The 17,612-nt window shown below is 61.4% G+C and carries 14 protein-coding genes; 8 read left to right on the forward strand and 6 right to left on the reverse strand.

Annotated elements, in window-relative coordinates:
- Nucleotides 1-9: 9 nt before the first annotated feature.
- Complete coding sequence (gene hisB / locus EV561_RS14415; RefSeq protein ID WP_132522567.1) at nucleotides 10-618, reverse strand: imidazoleglycerol-phosphate dehydratase HisB; 609 nt, start codon at nucleotides 616-618, stop codon at nucleotides 10-12.
- A 213-nt stretch (nucleotides 619-831) separates the two neighbouring features.
- Here hisB and hslV point away from each other — a divergent pair, with 213 nt between their 5' ends.
- From hslV to EV561_RS14450, 7 genes are all read left to right on the forward strand, one after another.
- The gene (gene hslV, locus EV561_RS14420) at nucleotides 832-1,359 is read left to right on the forward strand and encodes an ATP-dependent protease subunit HslV (protein WP_132522569.1); all 528 of its coding nucleotides are present in this window, start codon (nucleotides 832-834) and stop codon (nucleotides 1,357-1,359) included.
- 44 nt (nucleotides 1,360-1,403) lie between these two features.
- Complete coding sequence (gene hslU / locus EV561_RS14425; RefSeq protein ID WP_132522571.1) at nucleotides 1,404-2,714, forward strand: ATP-dependent protease ATPase subunit HslU; 1,311 nt, start codon at nucleotides 1,404-1,406, stop codon at nucleotides 2,712-2,714.
- A 168-nt stretch (nucleotides 2,715-2,882) separates the two neighbouring features.
- Complete coding sequence (locus EV561_RS14430) at nucleotides 2,883-3,833, forward strand: DUF1402 family protein (RefSeq protein ID WP_132522573.1); 951 nt, start codon at nucleotides 2,883-2,885, stop codon at nucleotides 3,831-3,833.
- Between the two features lie 82 nt (nucleotides 3,834-3,915).
- Nucleotides 3,916-5,319: a cytochrome P450 gene (locus EV561_RS14435; protein WP_132522575.1), complete on the forward strand. Its 1,404-nt coding sequence runs from the start codon at nucleotides 3,916-3,918 to the stop codon at nucleotides 5,317-5,319.
- A 103-nt stretch (nucleotides 5,320-5,422) separates the two neighbouring features.
- On the forward strand, nucleotides 5,423-7,420 hold the full coding sequence (locus tag EV561_RS14440) for a hydantoinase/oxoprolinase family protein (protein ID WP_132522577.1): 1,998 nt from the start codon (nucleotides 5,423-5,425) through the stop codon (nucleotides 7,418-7,420).
- A gap of 117 nt (nucleotides 7,421-7,537) precedes the next feature.
- Entirely contained in the window at nucleotides 7,538-9,706 is a 2,169-nt protein-coding gene (locus EV561_RS14445) for a malate synthase G (protein WP_132522579.1), read from the forward strand.
- Between the two features lie 102 nt (nucleotides 9,707-9,808).
- Complete coding sequence (locus EV561_RS14450; protein ID WP_132522581.1) at nucleotides 9,809-10,324, forward strand: hypothetical protein; 516 nt, start codon at nucleotides 9,809-9,811, stop codon at nucleotides 10,322-10,324.
- A 129-nt stretch (nucleotides 10,325-10,453) separates the two neighbouring features.
- Here the strand turns inward: EV561_RS14450 and EV561_RS14455 are convergent, their stop codons facing one another.
- Nucleotides 10,454-11,122 carry a L,D-transpeptidase gene (locus EV561_RS14455; protein ID WP_132522583.1) on the reverse strand — a complete coding sequence of 223 codons (669 nt, stop codon included), beginning with the start codon at nucleotides 11,120-11,122 and terminating at the stop codon, nucleotides 10,454-10,456.
- Nucleotides 11,123-11,306: 184 nt separating this feature from the next.
- On the opposite strand from EV561_RS14455, the gene EV561_RS14460 reads away from it, so the two are divergent.
- The gene (locus tag EV561_RS14460; RefSeq protein ID WP_132522585.1) at nucleotides 11,307-11,795 is read left to right on the forward strand and encodes an MmcB family DNA repair protein; all 489 of its coding nucleotides are present in this window, start codon (nucleotides 11,307-11,309) and stop codon (nucleotides 11,793-11,795) included.
- 6 nt (nucleotides 11,796-11,801) lie between these two features.
- Here the strand turns inward: EV561_RS14460 and EV561_RS14465 are convergent, their stop codons facing one another.
- From EV561_RS14465 to EV561_RS14480, 4 genes are all read right to left on the reverse strand, one after another.
- Nucleotides 11,802-12,386, reverse strand: coding sequence for an ActR/PrrA/RegA family redox response regulator transcription factor (locus EV561_RS14465; protein WP_132522587.1), 585 nt, complete (start codon nucleotides 12,384-12,386; stop codon nucleotides 11,802-11,804).
- Nucleotides 12,387-12,470: 84 nt separating this feature from the next.
- Nucleotides 12,471-13,808 (reverse strand): ActS/PrrB/RegB family redox-sensitive histidine kinase, encoded by a 1,338-nt coding sequence (locus tag EV561_RS14470; protein WP_132522638.1) that lies wholly within the window; start codon nucleotides 13,806-13,808, stop codon nucleotides 12,471-12,473.
- Nucleotides 13,809-13,813: 5 nt separating this feature from the next.
- Nucleotides 13,814-16,279, reverse strand: a complete 2,466-nt coding sequence (hrpB, locus tag EV561_RS14475; protein WP_132522589.1) for an ATP-dependent helicase HrpB — start codon at nucleotides 16,277-16,279, stop codon at nucleotides 13,814-13,816.
- A gap of 21 nt (nucleotides 16,280-16,300) precedes the next feature.
- A complete protein-coding gene (locus tag EV561_RS14480) occupies nucleotides 16,301-17,251 on the reverse strand; it encodes an ornithine cyclodeaminase family protein (RefSeq protein ID WP_132522591.1) in 951 nt (316 codons plus the stop codon).
- Between the last annotated feature and the right edge of the window lie 361 nt (nucleotides 17,252-17,612).

A 17,612-nucleotide genomic window follows, 5' to 3' on the forward strand; every position in this document is an offset into this window, starting at 1 on the left:
CCGATAGACTCAGGCGAGCGTGCCCTTCGTCGAGGGCACGCGGCCTGCCTGCCGTGGATCGATCTCTGTTGCCGTGCGCAGTGCGCGGGCAACGGCCTTGAAACACGTCTCGGCGATATGATGGTTGTTGGCGCCATAATGATTGAGGATATGCAGCGTGATGCCGGCATTCTGCGCCAGTGCCTGGAAGAATTCGCGCACCAGTTCGGTGTCGAACGTGCCGATTTTCGGCGAGCTGAAATTGACGTTCCAGACGAGGAACGGCCGGCCGGAAATGTCGATGGCCGCCTTGGTCATGGTTTCATCCATGGCAAGGTCGATCGAAGCGTAGCGTGTGACGCCGCGCCGGTCGCCGAGCGCCTTGGAAATGGCCTGGCCGATCGCAATGCCGGTGTCTTCGACCGTGTGGTGATCGTCGACATGAAGGTCACCCTTTGTCTCGATCTCCATGTCGATCAGCGAATGACGCGACAGCTGGTCCAGCATATGGTCGAAAAAGCCGACACCCGTCGAAATCTTCGATTTGCCGGTGCCGTCGAGATGGACAGAAACGGAAACCGATGTCTCGTTCGTCTTGCGGGAAACGCTGGCCGTGCGGCTCGCTGCGGTCTCTGCCATGGGGCTGCTCCATCGGAATGAAGGCCGTTCCATATCAGGCACATCCAGAAATATCCAGAAGTTACGCGCTTTATTTAGCGCCGGCCATCCGGGCCTCGGTGATTGCCTAAGCCGGATATTTGCAATCGCGAAAACCCCTCTTACATAGGTCTCGACGGGGCCGAAGCGCGGCCCGACAAAAGGCCCGCCAGAACGGGGGCAAACAGGTGTTCTATGACAACGATTATTACTGTGAGGAAGGGTGGCAAGGTAGTGATGGCCGGCGATGGTCAGGTCAGCCTTGGCCAGACCGTCATGAAGGGCAATGCCCGCAAGGTTCGCCGCATTGGCAAGGGTGATGTCATCGCAGGCTTTGCCGGCGCGACCGCCGATGCTTTTACTTTGCTCGACCGCCTCGAAAAGAAGCTCGAACAATATCCCGGCCAGTTGATGCGCGCCGCTGTCGAACTCGCCAAGGATTGGCGCACCGACAAATATCTGCGCAATCTCGAAGCCATGATGCTGGTTGCCGACAAGTCGATCACGCTCGCGATAACAGGCAATGGCGATGTTCTCGAACCGGAACATGGCGCAATCGCCATCGGCTCCGGCGGCAATTATGCCTTCGCGGCAGCCCGCGCGTTGATGGATTCCGACAAGTCTGCCGAAGATGTCGCCCGCCGCGCCCTCGATATCGCCGCCGACATCTGCGTCTACACGAACCACAACATCCTGGTTGAGACGCTCGACGCCGACGCCTGAGTTCCTATCTTGAATGTATCCAGCCCTGACGGGAAACCAACAATATGACTACTTTCTCACCCCGCGAGATCGTTTCCGAACTCGACCGCTACATCATCGGCCAGCATGAGGCCAAGCGTGCCGTCGCGATTGCGCTCCGCAACCGCTGGCGCCGCCAGCAGCTCGAGCCCGATCTGCGCGACGAAGTCATGCCGAAGAACATCCTGATGATCGGACCGACGGGTGTCGGCAAGACCGAGATTTCTCGCCGTCTTGCCAAGCTTGCCGGCGCGCCCTTCATCAAGGTGGAAGCCACCAAGTTCACCGAAGTCGGCTATGTCGGCCGCGATGTCGAGCAGATCGTCCGCGATCTGGTCGAAGTCGGCATCGGCCTCGTGCGCGACAAGAAGCGCGCCGAAGTACAGGCGAAGGCTCATGACAGCGCCGAAGAGCGCGTGCTCGACGCGCTGGTCGGTTCCACCGCATCGCCCGCCACCCGCGACAGCTTCCGCAAGAAGCTGCGCAATGGTGAGCTCGACGACAAGGAAATCGACATCGAAGTTGCCGATACCGGCTCGGGCATGCCCGGCGGTTTCGAAATTCCCGGCATGCCCGGCGCCAATATCGGTGTCCTGAACCTGTCGGAAATGTTCGGTAAGGCGATGGGCGGCCGTACCAAGAAGGTGCGCACGACGGTCAAGGATAGCTACAAGGAGCTGATCCGCGACGAATCCGACAAGCTGATCGACAATGAGGCGATCCAGCGCGAAGCCGTGCGTTCGGCTGAGAATGACGGTATCGTCTTCCTCGACGAGATCGACAAGATCGCCGCCCGTGACGGCGGCGTCGGCGCCGGCGTATCGCGCGAAGGCGTGCAGCGCGACCTGCTGCCGCTCGTAGAAGGCACGACGGTTTCGACCAAGTACGGCCCGGTCAAGACGGATCACATCCTCTTCATCGCCTCGGGCGCCTTCCATGTCGCCAAGCCGTCGGATCTGCTCCCTGAACTGCAGGGCCGCCTGCCGATCCGCGTCGAGCTGAAGCCTCTGACCAAGGAAGACTTCCGCCGGATCCTGACGGAAACCGAGGCAAGCCTCATCCGCCAGTACAAGGCGCTGATGGAAACCGAAGGTCTCTCGCTCGACTTCACCGAAGACGCGATCGATGCGCTCGCCGAAGTCGCCGTCCATCTCAACTCGACCGTCGAGAATATCGGCGCTCGCCGTCTGCAGACGGTCATGGAACGGGTGCTGGACGAGATTTCCTACGATGCCCCGGATCGCGGTGGCCAGGCGGTCAATATCGATGCCGCCTATGTCCGCCAGCATGTCGGCGATCTCGCCAACAATACCGACCTGTCGCGCTACATCCTCTAGTGCGGCAAGCGAAAGCACTCTAACGACTCGACAACGGGCCTTTTACTTTTTAGTGAAGGCCCGTTTCCTTGTGCGTGAAAAGCTCGAGTGCGGCATCTTTCGGCCAAGATTGTGGTCCACGCAGCCGCTTCGAAACACCCGATGAACTTGTCGATAGGGTAGCCGATCGTGCGACGCATCCTGATTTCCCTTCTCGTGGCCATTGTCAGCCTGTCCTGGATTCCTGCGGCCTACGCCATCCAGACCGTGCCGCCAGGCAATCGCAACGCCGAGCAGCCGGATATTCCAGGAGCATCGGTTCGCCGCACGAAGGGCACCAACTCCACCTTCGAGCGGAAATATCAGAAGGTGCGAGAGCTGCTTGCGACAGACAAGCAGCTGATGTCGAAGATCAAGTCGGTCTCCGCCGCCTACGGCATCGCTCCGATCCATGTCATCGGCGCGCTGGTCGGCGAGCACACCTACAATGTCGATGCCTATGACGGCCTGCAGAGCTACTATGTGAAGGCAGCCTCCTATGCCGGCGAAAGCTTCCGCTTTGCCTATAACGGCGAGAGCGTCGATGATTTCGTGGCGCGGCCGCAATTTGCCGCCTGCAACGGCAAGTCCGACTCCTACAGCCTCTGGACATGTCGCGATGATGTCTGGGAGAGCGATTTCCGCAGCAAGACCGTCGGCGGGGAGTCTTTCCCGAACAATCGCTTCAGCGCCGTCTTCTTCCAGCCTTTTTATGCCGGGCAGACCTTTGGTCTTGGCCAGGTCAATCCGCTGACCGCGCTGGAACTGTCGGATCTGGTGAGCAGGGTTTCCGGCATACCGAAACTCAACGAAAAGAAGGCCGGCGACGTCTACAAGGCGATCATGGATCCCGATCTCTCGCTCGCCTTCGTTGCCGCCTCGATCCGCAAGTCGATCGACGATTATCGTTCGATAGCCGGCATGGATATTTCCGACAATCCGGGAATAACGGCGACGCTTTATAATGTCGGCAATACCCGCCAGCGCGCCGCCGCCCTTGCCGCCAAGAACAAGGCATCGGGACAGACCGTCTGGCCCGAGGAAAACTATTACGGCTGGCTGATCAACGACAAGCTGGACGACCTGAAATCGCTGCTCTAATCTTCGCTGTGGGCGGACGATAACTTCAGGCAATTCCGTTGCATCCGGAATTGCCTTAAATCAGGAAGACAGAGGCGATCTCATGGATATGAGTCCCGAGCCCTTCACACCGCCTGCGCCGATCCCCCGTAACAAGCCGCCGTCGCGGCTGCAGATCGTCCGCACCATCCTGCGCAATCCGCTGGAGCTCTGGGGTGAGCCTTCCTATACCTTGCCCTGGATCGCGACCAGCTTCTTCGGGGCGCATACGCTGATCGTCAACGATCCCGGCCTCATCAAGCATGTGCTGGTCGACAATGCCTCCAATTACCGCATGTCGGATATCCGACAGCTCGTGCTGCGGCCGATCCTGCGCGACGGGTTGCTGACGGCGGAAGGGCAGGTCTGGAAGCGGTCGCGAAAGGCGGTTGCGCCTGTTTTCACGCCCCGCCATGCTCAGGGCTTTGCCGATCAGATGCTATCCCAGACGGAGGAGTACGTCCGGAAATATGAGGGACCGGGCCCAGACGGCCTGGTCTCCGACATCGCCATCGACATGACCGAACTGACCTTTGCGATCCTTGCCGATACATTGTTCTCGGGCGAGATCGTCAGCGCCAGCGGTCACTTCGCCGACGATGTCAATGAACTGCTGCATCGCATGGGCCGCGTCGATCCGATGGATCTGCTGCGCGCGCCGTCCTGGGTTCCACGTGTGACACGCATCGGCGGCCAGAAGGTTCTCGACAAATTCCGCGGCATCGTGCGCGACACCATGAACCAGCGTCTCGACAAGATGAGAAGGGATCGGACCTCGGCGCCGGAGGATTTCCTGACGCTTCTTCTGGAACAGGCCGGACCTGATGGCCTGACGATGGAGGAGATTGAGGACAATATCCTGACCTTCATCGGCGCCGGCCACGAAACGACGGCAAGGGCGCTTGCCTGGACGGTCTATTGCGTCGCCAACTCGCCGCATATCCGCGCCGGCATGGAGGCAGAGATCGACCGCGTGCTCGCAACCGGCGCGAAGCCCGTCGAATGGCTCGATCTCATGCCGAATGTCCGCGCAGCCTTCGAGGAGGCGATGCGGCTCTATCCGCCCGCACCGTCGATCAATCGCGCTGCGATCACCGACGATGTCTGGGTGAGCCCCAAGGGAGAGCGTGTCGAGATCCCGGCCGATATCACCGTTCTCGTCATGCCCTGGACGCTGCATCGCCACGCGCTCCATTGGGAAAAGCCGCGTGCTTTCATGCCGGAGCGGTTCCTTCCGGAGAATCGCGGCAAGATCAATCGCTTCCAATATCTCCCCTTTGGCGCCGGTCCGCGCGTCTGCATCGGCGCGACCTTCGCGTTGCAGGAGGCGGTGATCGCGCTTGCCGTCATGATGCATCGCTTTCGATTCGACGTGACCGCAGATACCAATCCCTGGCCGGTGCAGAAATTGACGACGCAGCCGCAAAATGGCCTGCCGATGCTGGTCACGCCGCGCGCTGCCGCATAATTCCTCCGTAGAGAGGTCCGATTTTGCCGTTTCCCGGCTAGCGGCGCGGCTTGCAAGAGTGTCATAAGGGTATGACTTTCCGCCTCAGGGACTCGATAAGCGCGTGACTTCGCATTTCCTGCTCGGCATCGATACGGGTGGAACCTACACCGATGCCGTCCTCTTCCACGAAACCGACGGCGTTATCGCCAAGGCCAAATCGCTGACAACCCGCCATGACCTGGCAATCGGGATATCAGGCGCGGTCGATGCTGTTATCGCCAAGGCCGACGTTCCCATCTCTGCAATCAGCCTGGTCTCGCTGTCGACGACGCTTGCGACCAATGCGCTGGTCGAAGGGCAGGGTGGCCGCGCCGGCCTCGTCATGATCGGTTTTGGACCCGAAGATCTGAAACGCGACGGTCTTGCGGAAGCCCTGGGCTCCGACCCCGTGATCTTTCTGCGGGGCGGCCACGATGTCCACGGCAGTGAAACGCCGCTCGACATGTCGGCGCTGGAAGCGGCCCTGCCGGAGCTTGCGAAGTCAGTCTCGTCCTTCGCCATCGCCGGCTATTTCGCTGTCCGGAATCCGGCTCATGAAATCAGGGTGCGCGACAGGATCCGAGAAATATCGCATCTGCCTGTCACCTGCAGCCACGAGCTTTCCTCGAAGCTCGGCGGCCCGCGCCGCGCCCTGACCACGCTTTTGAACGCCCGTCTTGTCTCGATGATCGACCGGCTGGTCGGCGCCTGCGAAGGCTTCCTTACTGCTCGCGGCATCGACGCCCCTGTCATGGTCGTGCGCGGTGACGGCGCGCTGATCTCGGCTGCCGAGGCCAAGTTGCGGCCGATCGAGACGATTCTCTCCGGCCCGGCCGCAAGCCTGGTCGGCGCGCGCTACCTTACCGGGCTCGACAACGCGGTCGTGTCGGATATTGGCGGCACGACCACTGACGTTGCCGTGCTGGACAATGGCCGCCCCCGCCTCGATGCCGAAGGTGCTGTGGTCGGCGGCTATCGCACCATGGTCGAGGCCGTCGCCATGCGCACCTATGGGCTTGGCGGCGATTCGGAGGTGAAGATCAACGAACGCGGCCTGACCGCGTCCTTCGAACTCGGCCCGCGGCGTCTATTGCCGCTCAGCCTTGCGGCCCATGTCCATCCCGATGCCGTGCTGCGCGTTCTCGAGCGGCAGCTGCGCGCTCCCCATCTCGGCCGCAACGACGGTCGCTTTGCGGTTCGCACCGGCATGCCGGATCATCTGGCAAGCGGACTGCAGCCACAGGAGCAGGCGCTGTTCGACAAGATCGGCGCGACCCCCGTGGCGCTCGACCAGCTTCTGACGTCGACGCCGCAGAAGGCGACGCTCGATCGCCTCGTCGCCCGCGGCCTCGTCCATCTCTGCGGGCTGACCCCATCAGACGCCATGCACGTGCTCGGCCGACAGGGACTGTGGAACGCGGAAGCGGCGAGGCTTGGTCTCTCGCTCGCACTGCGCATCCGCGATGGCTCCGGCCGGTCGATTTCGGCATCGGCAGAGGATCTGGCGCAGCGCATCGTCGATCGCCTGACCCGTCAATCCGCCGACGTGATCCTGTCGGCGGTACTGTCGGAAGACGGTATCGATCTCGATCCGGCGAGATCGACGCCGATCGACCGTGCGCTCCACAGGTCCCCCGGCATCGTCCGCTTTGCCGTTTCACTGGATCGGCCGCTGGTCGGCCTTGGCGCTTCCGCGCCCGTCTACTATCCGGCCATTGCCGACCTGCTCGCGAGTGACAGCGCCATCCCCGCCGATTCGGATGTTGCCAATGCCATCGGCGCTGTCGTCGGCCAGGTGCGTGCCACGATCTCCGTTTTCGTCACCATGCCGGAGGACGGCATCTATATATTGAGCGGCGCCGGCGAGCCCATCCGCCTGACGGACGAAGAGAGAAGCTTTGCCGTCGCCCGGGAACGGGCTGAAGCCGCAGCCATCGCCCAGGCGCGCCTGAATGGCGCGGAAGATCCGGTCGTCTCTGTTGTCGAGGATATCAGGGCGCCGGAAATCGAAGGCAATCGCAAGCTCATTGAGGCGCGCTTTACGGCGACTGCAAGCGGACGGCCGCGGATCGCCCATTGATTGTTTCCCATATGACATAAATCTTTCGAACTATTGCCAAATTGACTGGGCGCACCGTCAGCCGCAAACTGGCACGATAAGAGATCTGAGCCGCCGGTCGGCATGAGGAGAAAGTTCATGAGTCGCATTGATAAAAACGGGCTTGCGATCGACACCGAGCTGCATGATTTCCTGGTCAGCGAGGCGCTGCCGGGTTCAAGCATCGATCCCGATACTTTCTTCGCCGGCTTCTCCGCGATCGTCCACGATCTCGCGCCGAAGAACCGCGCGCTGCTCGCCAAGCGGGATGAGCTGCAGCTCAAAATCGATGACTGGTACCGCAAGAACGGCGCACCGACCGACATGGAAGCCTATCAGGGCTTTCTGAAGGAGATCGGCTACCTCCTGACGGAAGGAGCGGAATTCAAGATAACGACCGAGAATGTCGATCCCGAGATCGCCTCGATTGCCGGCCCGCAGCTCGTCGTCCCGGTCATGAACGCCCGCTATGCGCTGAACGCAGCCAATGCCCGCTGGGGTTCGCTCTATGACGCCCTCTACGGTACCGACGCGATCCCGGAAACCGATGGCGCCGAAAAGGGCCGGGGCTACAATCCGAAGCGCGGTGAAAAGGTTATCGCCTGGGCACGTGACTTCCTGGATTCCGCTGCACCTCTGTCCGGTGCAAGCTGGAAGGACGTGACTGGTATCGCCGTCAAAGGTGGCGCCCTGTCGCTCATGGCCGGCAACAAGTCCGTTAGTCTCAAAGATACAGCGCATTTTGCCGGTCATCTCGGCGATGCTGCAAAGCCGACGCACGTGCTGTTGAAGAACAACGGCATCCATGTCGAGATCGTCGTCGATGCCAGTACGGATATCGGCAAGGGTGATCCGGCCAATATCGCCGATGTTAGGCTCGAATCGGCGATCACCACGATCATGGACTGCGAGGATTCGATCGCCGCCGTCGATGCGGCAGACAAGACCGTCGTCTATCGCAACTGGCTCGGCCTGATGAAGGGCGATCTCAGCGAAGAGGTCTCGAAGGGCGGCAAGACCTTCACCCGCAGCCTCAATGCCGACGTCGCCTACACCGCGCCTAATGGATCGAGCTTCGAGCTGCATTGCCGTTCCCTGATGCTGATCCGCAATGTCGGGCACCTGATGACCAATCCGGCCATCCTGGATCGCGACGGAAATGAAGTGCCCGAAGGCATCATGGACGCCATGATCACTGCGCTGATCGCCCTGCGCGACATCGGCCCGAACGGCCGCCACAAGAATTCCCGCAGCGGCTCCATGTATGTGGTCAAGCCGAAGATGCATGGGCCGGAAGAGGTCGCCTTCGCCGTCGAGATCTTCTTGCGGGTCGAGGACGTCCTCGGCATGAAGCGCAACACCATCAAGATGGGCATCATGGACGAGGAGCGCCGCACGACGGTCAACCTCAAGGAATGCATCCGCGCAGCCAGCGAGCGCGTGGTCTTCATCAACACCGGTTTCCTCGACCGCACCGGCGACGAGATGCACACCTCGATGGAGGCCGGACCGATGATCCGCAAGGGCGACATGAAGCAGGCCGCCTGGATCGTGGCCTATGAAAACTGGAACGTCGATATCGGCCTGGAATGTGGCCTCTCCGGCCACGCCCAGATCGGCAAGGGCATGTGGGCGATGCCTGACCTGATGGCTGCCATGCTGGAACAGAAGATCGCCCACCCCAAGGCAGGCGCCAACACGGCCTGGGTGCCGTCTCCGACCGCCGCGACGCTGCACGCGACCCACTACCACCGCGTCAACGTCGCCGAAGTCCAGCAGGGCCTCAAATCCCGCGCCCGGGCAAAGCTCTCCGACATCCTCTCGGTCCCGGTCGCCGTCCGCCCGAACTGGACGCCTGAGGAAATCCAGCGCGAGCTCGACAACAACGCTCAGGGCATCCTCGGCTATGTCGTGCGCTGGGTCGACCAGGGCGTCGGCTGCTCGAAAGTGCCCGATATCAACAATGTTGGCCTGATGGAGGATCGCGCCACGCTGCGCATTTCCGCCCAGCACATGGCGAACTGGCTGCACCACAAGGTCGTCACTGAAGCTCAGATCATCGAGACGATGAAGCGCATGGCCGCCGTGGTCGATGGGCAGAACGCCTCCGATCCGAATTATATCAACATGGCCGGCAATTTCGACGGCTCCATCGCCTTCCAGGCGGCGCTCGAACTTGTGCTCAAGGGCAGGGAGCAGCCGAACGGCTATACGGAACCGGTCCTGCATCGCCGTCGCCTTGAGCTGAAGGCAAAGCAGGCGGGGTGAGGCTGGGGTGTGGTGTAACGCCATCTAGGTCGTGAACTCATAAATGGGTATTGAGCGGCACTCGCGCATATTGACGGCTGCGCGCTGGGGGTAAGGTACGATATGCTTTCGCTTGATGATCCGCGCTGGAATGATTTGGGCCACGCCTATGGCAGGGCAGGTGACATTCCGGAACTGTTGCGTAAGCTTAAAGCATCGCGCGAGCCTAAGTCAGGTGCGCAGGACGAACCTTGGTTTACGCTGTGGTCGAGCCTATGCCACCAAGGCGACGTTTACACGGCATCCTATGCAGCCGTTCCGCACCTTGTAGATATGGCTACCAGGTCGACTGGACCAATCGACTCGTCCTTTTACCATATGCCGGCTGCCATTGAGGTGGCTCGCGTAGCCGGTCGGGGACCTGAGATTCCAACGCCAGACCTTGATGACTATCATAGTGCAATAGGCCGATTGGTTGAATGTGTAAGCATCCATCGCAACGAGGCCTGGGATCAGTCGATGGTGCTCTCAGCAGCCGCAGCACTGGCTGTCGCAAAAGGCCATATCGAGGTTGCTGAAGCGCTTTTGAACCTGGATGACGATTGGATTGTCAAAATCAATAATTGTGATTTCGATTGAGCTTTACCGCTCTAAATACCTGTGATTCAAGCTCGATATGAGCCGCACCCACCAGCGGATGCGCTTCGAAAAACAAAAAAGGCCGCCGGAGATCACTCTCGGCGGCCTTCTTATGGAAGCGTCCAGCAATTACTGGATCACGACGACCTTGGTTTCGCGGCCCGGCAGGACGCGGCTGTAGAGGTCGATGACGTCCTGGTTGATCAGGCGGATGCAGCCCGAGGAAGCGGCGGTGCCGATCGAGGCCCATTCCGGCGTGCCGTGCAGACGGAACAGCGTGTCCTGGCCCTTGTCGTTGTAGAGATACATGGCGCGGGCGCCGAGCGGGTTTTCGAGGCCCGGGTTCATGCCGTCGTCGACGAACTTTGCGATCTCGGGACGGCGAACAGCCATTTCCTTCGGCGGGTGCCAGTTCGGCCATTCCTGCTTCCAGGCAACGTAGGCCGTGCCCGACCAGGCGAAGCCCTGCTTGCCGACGCCGATGCCGTAGCGCATCGCTTCGCCATTACCGAGGATGTAATAGAGATGACGCTCGCGGGTGTTGACGATGATCGTGCCGGCCTTTTCATCGGAATCGTACTTCACGATCTGGCGACGGAATTCCGGCTTGACCTTCTGGATCGGGATCGCCGGCAGGGAGAAGCCGGAATCCGTGACGACGCCATAATCGCTGTCGAAGGTCTTCAGCGTTTCTGCCGAAGCGGCAGCCGAGCTGAGTGGTGCAGCCATGGCGGAATTGCCGGCCACGGCGAGCGTAGCGACAAGGCCGAATACGGTCATTGCATTGCGGAGGCGCATGAGCAGTCTCTTTGGTTTTGTTTAGGGAGGATATCGCGACGCTTCGAACGTCTTTCACTAAGGTTTATTTTCCATTAGAATCGCCTTTGCAAGCCGCAGTGGCGCCACAAATATTCGTGATCGGCGCAATTAAGATTCGCATGGCTTTTTTGCAACAAGACATGCCCGGAACAGACCGCAAATCATGACGATTTTGAACGTTTACAATAACAATCCGTTAATAGACGGACGGCAGTCCGATCGAGCAATGATGGTACGTCGTGGAACGCAGATATTGCTTCACGAGATGCGCCACGCGGTGCTGCCTGAACTGTCCCTTGCCAGCGGCCGCCGCGCTGATCTGATCACATTGTCGGATAGGGGCGAAATCTGGATTGTCGAGATCAAGACGTCGATCGAGGACTTCCGGGTCGACCGAAAGTGGCCCGAATACCGTCTGCATTGCGACCGGCTGTTCTTTGCGACGCACAAGGACGTGCCGCTCGATATCTTCCCGGAAGATTGCGGGCTGTTCTTGTCGGATGGCTATGGCGCTTACATGATCCGCGAGGCGCCCGAGCATCGCCTGCCGCCTGCGACGCGCAAATCGGTGACGCTGAATTTCTCGCGCGCGGCAGCCCAGCGGCTGCTGATGGCCGAGTGGGCCAGCGGCAAACCATTCCCGATCGAATAAGGGTCGTTACTTCGGCGCGCGTTTGGCCAGGATGCGCTGCAACGTCCGGCGATGCATGTTGAGCCGGCGTGCGGTCTCCGAGACGTTGCGCTCGCACATTTCATAGACGCGCTGGATATGTTCCCAGCGGACCCGGTCGGCCGACATCGGATTTTCCGGTACTTCCGCCTTTTCGCCAGGCCGCTGCGTCAGCGCCGAATAGATTTCGTCCGCGTCGGCGGGCTTGGAGAGATAGTCGACGGCGCCAAGCTTAACGGCTGTAACCGCGGTTGCGATATTGCCGTATCCCGTCAGCATGATGACGCGGGTATCGCTGCGGCGTTGGCGGATCGCCTCGATGACGTCGAGGCCGTTGCCGTCGCCGAGCCTGAGGTCAACCACGGCATATTTCGGCGGATGAGACTTGGATTTGATAACGCCTTCCGCGACGGATTCGGCGGTTTCGACGACAAAGCCGCGGGTTTCCATGGCACGTGCAAGCCTGCGCAGAAAAGGCCCGTCGTCATCGACGATCAGCAATGTCTTGTCGGGGCCGATGTGATCCTCGACGCTGCCGCCCGATATCGGCGCGGCTTGCGTGTCTTCATGCATGTCAATCATCCTACACAATCCCGGCGGCATGTTCCGCCTGCATAAACTGCTGCTCTTCAACGAACTTGTTGTAAGCCGCCAAAATCAATTTGTCGAATTACTGTCTACTAACATTCTCGGCCATTCGATGCGAATTCTCGCCCCCGGCGTTTCCGGGTCGCGGTTGTCGAAGTTGAGCACCGCACCTGATCGCTCCAGCAAGGTTTTGGCGATGAAGAGACCAAGGCCGAGCCCGCCTGCCGTATCGTCGCGCTGCCGGCTGGTCACATAAGGTTCGCCTATCCGCGTCAGAACATCCGGCGAATAACCGTTGCCGTCGTCCTCGATGACGATGACTAGCAGTTCGGGGTTGTACTCGACCGTGACAGTCACCTTGCTGCGTGCATAATCGACGGCATTTTCGATGAGATTGCCGAGCCCGTACATGATACCCGAATTGCGGCTCAGGATCGGCTCGCCGGAACGGGGGCTTTTCTCGATAATCTCGAGATTGATGCCGAATTCGCGATGCGGCGCGATGATCTCTTCCATCATGGAGGAGAGAGTAAGCCGCCGCATATGCGCCTCGTCATCGGAGGACAGCGTCGTCAATCGGCGGAGAATGTCGCGGCAACGCTCGCTCTGGCTTCGAAGCAGCGCCACGTCTTCACGGTAGCGCTCGTCATGGCTGAGTTCCCGCTCCATCTCCTTGGCGACGACGCTGATCGTCGCAAGCGGCGTGCCGAGTTCGTGGGCGGCGGCTGCCGCCAGTCCATCGAGCTGGGAAAGGTGTTTCTCGCGCTGCAGTACAAGCTCCGTTGCCGCAAGCGCCTCCGCAAGCTGGCCTGCTTCCATCGACACGCGATACGCATAGAAGGCCGCGAATGCCATTGTGGACGCGATCGAGCACCAGACGCCGAGCTGCATGACGCTGTGAACATTCACTTCGACGCCGCCGTACCAGGGGAGGGGAAAGGGCGAGAAGGCAAGTCCCGTGATGCAGATCATCGCAAGCACGATCAGCACCATGCTGTAGCGGATCGGCTGCGAGGCGAAGGATATGATGACGGGCACGCAGACGAGCACCGAGAAGGGATTGGCAAGCCCGCCGGTAATAAACAGCAATCCGCAAAGCTGAAGCAGGTCAAGGCCGAGCAGGGCAAAGGCTGCCGGCGGCTCGAGCCGGTGCGTCGCCGGATAGCGCAGTGTCAGGAAGAAATTGATCCAGGCAAGGCATGCGATCAGCACGCAGCACGGCATCAGGGGCAGCGGGAATTTCAGCCAGAAGGCAACGATCGCAACCGTCACGGTCTGGCCACCGACGGCGAGCCAGCGCAGACGAACGATCGTCTGCAGACGCAGTCTCCGGCTGGTCTTGTAGTCGTGCGGCGCCTTTGCGTCCGCTTCAGTAATAATTCCGAATCCTCTGCGAAGCCACTGCATGTCCATCATGTACCACGCGGCTTTGCTCTTGTCGTCGGGGCAGCCCCTGCCGGATCGTCCGGCCAGGGATGTCTCGGATAGCGCCCCCGCATATCGGCGCGCACATCCTTCCAGGACCCGGCCCAGAATCCCGGCAGGTCGCGGGTCGTCTGGATCGGGCGGTGCGCCGGCGAGGTCAGTTCGAGCAGCAGCGGCAGCCGTCCGCCGCCGACTGCCGGATGTTCCCTCAGCCCGAAGAGCTCCTGAACGCGGATCGTAAGTGTCGGCTCCTCTCCGTCATATTGTATCGGATGGCGCTGTCCCGTGGGCGCTTCGAAATGCGTCGGCGCCAGCCTGCTCAGTTCGCGCTGCAACTCGTGAGGCACCAGCGACATCAGCCCATTTGACAACCCACCGGACGAAATATCCGAGAGGCCGCGCGCCTCCGCCTGAAACGGAACGAACCAGTCGTCGAGCCGCTGGAGCAGGGCTTCGTCTCCCATGTCGGGCCAGGGCTCGCCGATCGTCCGATAGAGAAAGCCGATCCGGTCCCGCAATTGCGCCGCGTCCTTGGAGAAGGGCAAGACGTCGAGCCCGAGATCGGCAATGCCCTCGGCTAGCGCCTTCGCAACCCTTTCGCCCGAGGGCTGGGGCAGCGGCGTCTCGTCGAAGATGATGGCGCCGAGCCGCGTGACGCGCCGCGCCCGCACCTGCCGGCTTGCCCTGTCGAAGATGCATTGCTCTTCGGTCTTGATCGCGCCCGGCAGATAGGCCTCGACATCGCCGCGGGAAATCTCCGCCGCCGCCAGAATGCGCGCCTGCGCTGCCCGGCCGGTCAGGTCGGCTATGAGGAGCATCGTCGAGCCGGAAAGCCGCTCCGTCTCGGGCAATTCGGCGCCTCGTCCATTCACCATGACAAACCGCCCGCGGCCTCCGCGCTGCAGCGCGATTCGATCCGGGAAGGCATGCAGCAACAACTGGCCGGCCGTCACGGCGCCCGCTGCTCCGGGGTCCTTCGCTCCCGCCGAAGCCGCCAGCCGTCCCGCCAGCCGCCGTGACGCCTCGGCCCGCTCGCCTTTTTCAGATTTGAAGCGCCGCAGCCTGTCTTCGAGATCGACGCTGGGGCCGCCCAGCCCCTGCTCCGTCAACAAAATCGCAAGCAGCGCCGCCTCACGCCCCTGGCCGATCTCCGCTGCCGATATGACCATGGCCGACAGCCGCGGCGGCAGGGCAAGGTCACGCATCAGCCGGCCATGGACTGTCAGCATATTGTCGTCGTCGAGCGCATCGAGCTGGCGCAACAATGCCCGCGCTTCTCCGAGCGTTGTCGCCGGCGGCTGATCGACAAAGGAAAGGGTCTCCGGATCCTGAACGCCCCAATGAGCAAGGTCGAGCGCCAGTCCCGAAAGATCGCTGGAGAGGATCTGCGGCGGCGTGAACGCCGGCAGTGCTGCCGTCTGCCCCTGATGCCAGAGCCTGACGGCAACGCCCGGCTCGGTTCTGCCGGCACGGCCGGCGCGCTGGTCGGCCGACGCGCGCGACACCCGCACCGTCTCCAGCCGCGTGATCCCCGTCGAAGCCTCGAAAACGGGAAGCCGCTGCAAGCCGCTATCGATGACGATGCGGACACCATCGATGGTGATCGAGGTCTCGGCGATCGAGGTCGCCAGCACGATCTTGCGCAAGCCGGTCGGCGCAGGCCTGATCGCCGCGTCCTGTTCCTTCTGGCTGAGATTGCCGTAAAGCGGCGTGATCGTGGTCGAAGGATCGAAACGGCCTTCCAGCCGCTCCACCGTACGGGTGATTTCACCCTGTCCCGGCAGGAAAGCGAGTATGGAACCCGCCTCCGTAGCATGAGCCTCTATGATGGCGCGCGTCACCGTATCCTCGATCCGCTCGCCGGCCGGCCGCTCCTGATAACGGATATCGATCGGAAAGCTGCGGCCCATGCTTTCTATGACCGGCGGATGATCGAGCAGGGCGGCCACGCGCTCCACATCCAGCGTCGCCGACATGACGAGGACCCTGAGGTCCTCGCGCAGCGCCGACCGCACGTCGAGCGCCAAGGCCAGCCCGAAATCCGCATCCAGCGACCGCTCGTGAAACTCATCGAAGATGACGGCGGCCACACCCGCAAGCTCCGGATCGTCGAGGATCATCCGCGCAAACACGCCTTCCGTCACCACCTCGATCCGGGTCCGGGTCGAAATGCGGTTGTCGAGGCGCATTCTGTAGCCGACGGTGTCTCCGACCTGTTCGCCAAGCAGCGAGGCCATCCGCGCCGCTGCCGCCCGTGCCGCAAGCCGCCGCGGCTCAAGCAGGATGATCCGGCCGTCGCCGCGCCAGGGAGCGCCAAGAAGATGAAGCGGCACGAGCGTCGTCTTGCCCGCACCTGGCGGGGCCGAGAGCACCGCCCGGCCCGCGCTCGCCAGCGCTTCGGCAATATCGGGCAGGACATGCGAGACCGGAAGCTCCGGAAGAGAAATCGTCATTCTATTATTTCAGTCCACCTGTTATTTCAGCCCACCGGTGACATGTTCATAGGCAAGGATGGCGCCTGCCAGATCCTCTAGCGCCGCACCCACCGATTTGAACAGCGTGATTTCCTCGCTGCCGGAGCGTCCGGAGTGAGCACCCCCTATCAGATCCTGTAGTTCGGCACGAATGTCATGTGTCTTCAACACACCGCTCTTCAGCGGCTGGACGATGTCGCCCGCCTCTTTCACGGCTCCCGCCCGCGTATCGACGAAGACGGTCGCCCGGCCGATCGCTACATCGTCGGTCTCGCGCATGTCCGGCTTGAAGCCGCCGACGAGATCGAGATGGGCGCCGGGCTTCAACCAGGCGCCTTTTACCAGCGGTTCGCTGGAGAGTGTGACGCAGGATATGATGTCGGCGCTCCCTGCCGCTGCTTCCAGATTGCTGACGGCCTGCGCATTCAGTCCCAGAGCCTGGGCCTCGTCGGCCATTCTCAGGGCGCTGTCGCCGTTGCGGCCCCAGATAAGGAAGCGTTTGAGGGGTCGCACCTGCGCATGCGCCTGCATCATATTAAGTGAAAGCCGCCCTGTGCCGCAGATAAGAAGCTCTTCCGCCTCGGGATGTGCGAGATAACGGGCCGCGAGCGCAGAAGTCGCCGCTGTCCGCCGCGCCGTCAGCTCACCGCCGTCGATGGCCGCCAGCATCTCACCCGTTTTGCCGGAAGATAAGAGATAGGTGCCGAAGATCGCCGGGAGTGCACGTGTGGTATTGTCCGGAAAGACCGAGACGATCTTGATCCCTGCATATAGGCCAGGCACCCAGGCAGGCATCAGGAGAAGGGTTGCGGAACGCTCGCCCGGAACCTCCACCTCATGGTGATGGCGGATCGGCATGACGCAGTCGCCTCCAAACATGTCCGCGATCGCGGCGATCAGCTGAGGCCAGGGGAGGGCGGATCGGGTTGCGTCTTGGTCGAGTACCAACATGGCGAGCCTCCAGAATGCCGGTTCTTTCCCTATGTCCGGCGACAGCGCAAACTAGCGAATGCTGCCCTCAGCGCAATATGGAGAAGAGGCGCGAGGATTGAATTGGCGTCTCCGAACGCTATCTCCCTACCGAGCGGCGCATCAGATAGAAAACGGTACCCGGATTCCTACTCATTTGGAGGTGAGTACTGGGAGGCTTGTGATTGTGCAGAAAAAAGATCAACGAAAACAGCATGTTACAAAAATGTCAAAAAACTTTGTTTGGCGCTGTTGACTAGTTCGTTGGGTAGGGTCTATAAGCCCGATCACTGACGAGGGCGGCGGCGCTGCTGGCGACGAACTGCCTCGCTCTGGAGTTTCG

The sequence above is a fragment of the Rhizobium sp. BK376 genome (genome assembly GCF_004341625.1).
Classification (GTDB): Bacteria; Pseudomonadota; Alphaproteobacteria; order Rhizobiales; family Rhizobiaceae; genus Rhizobium.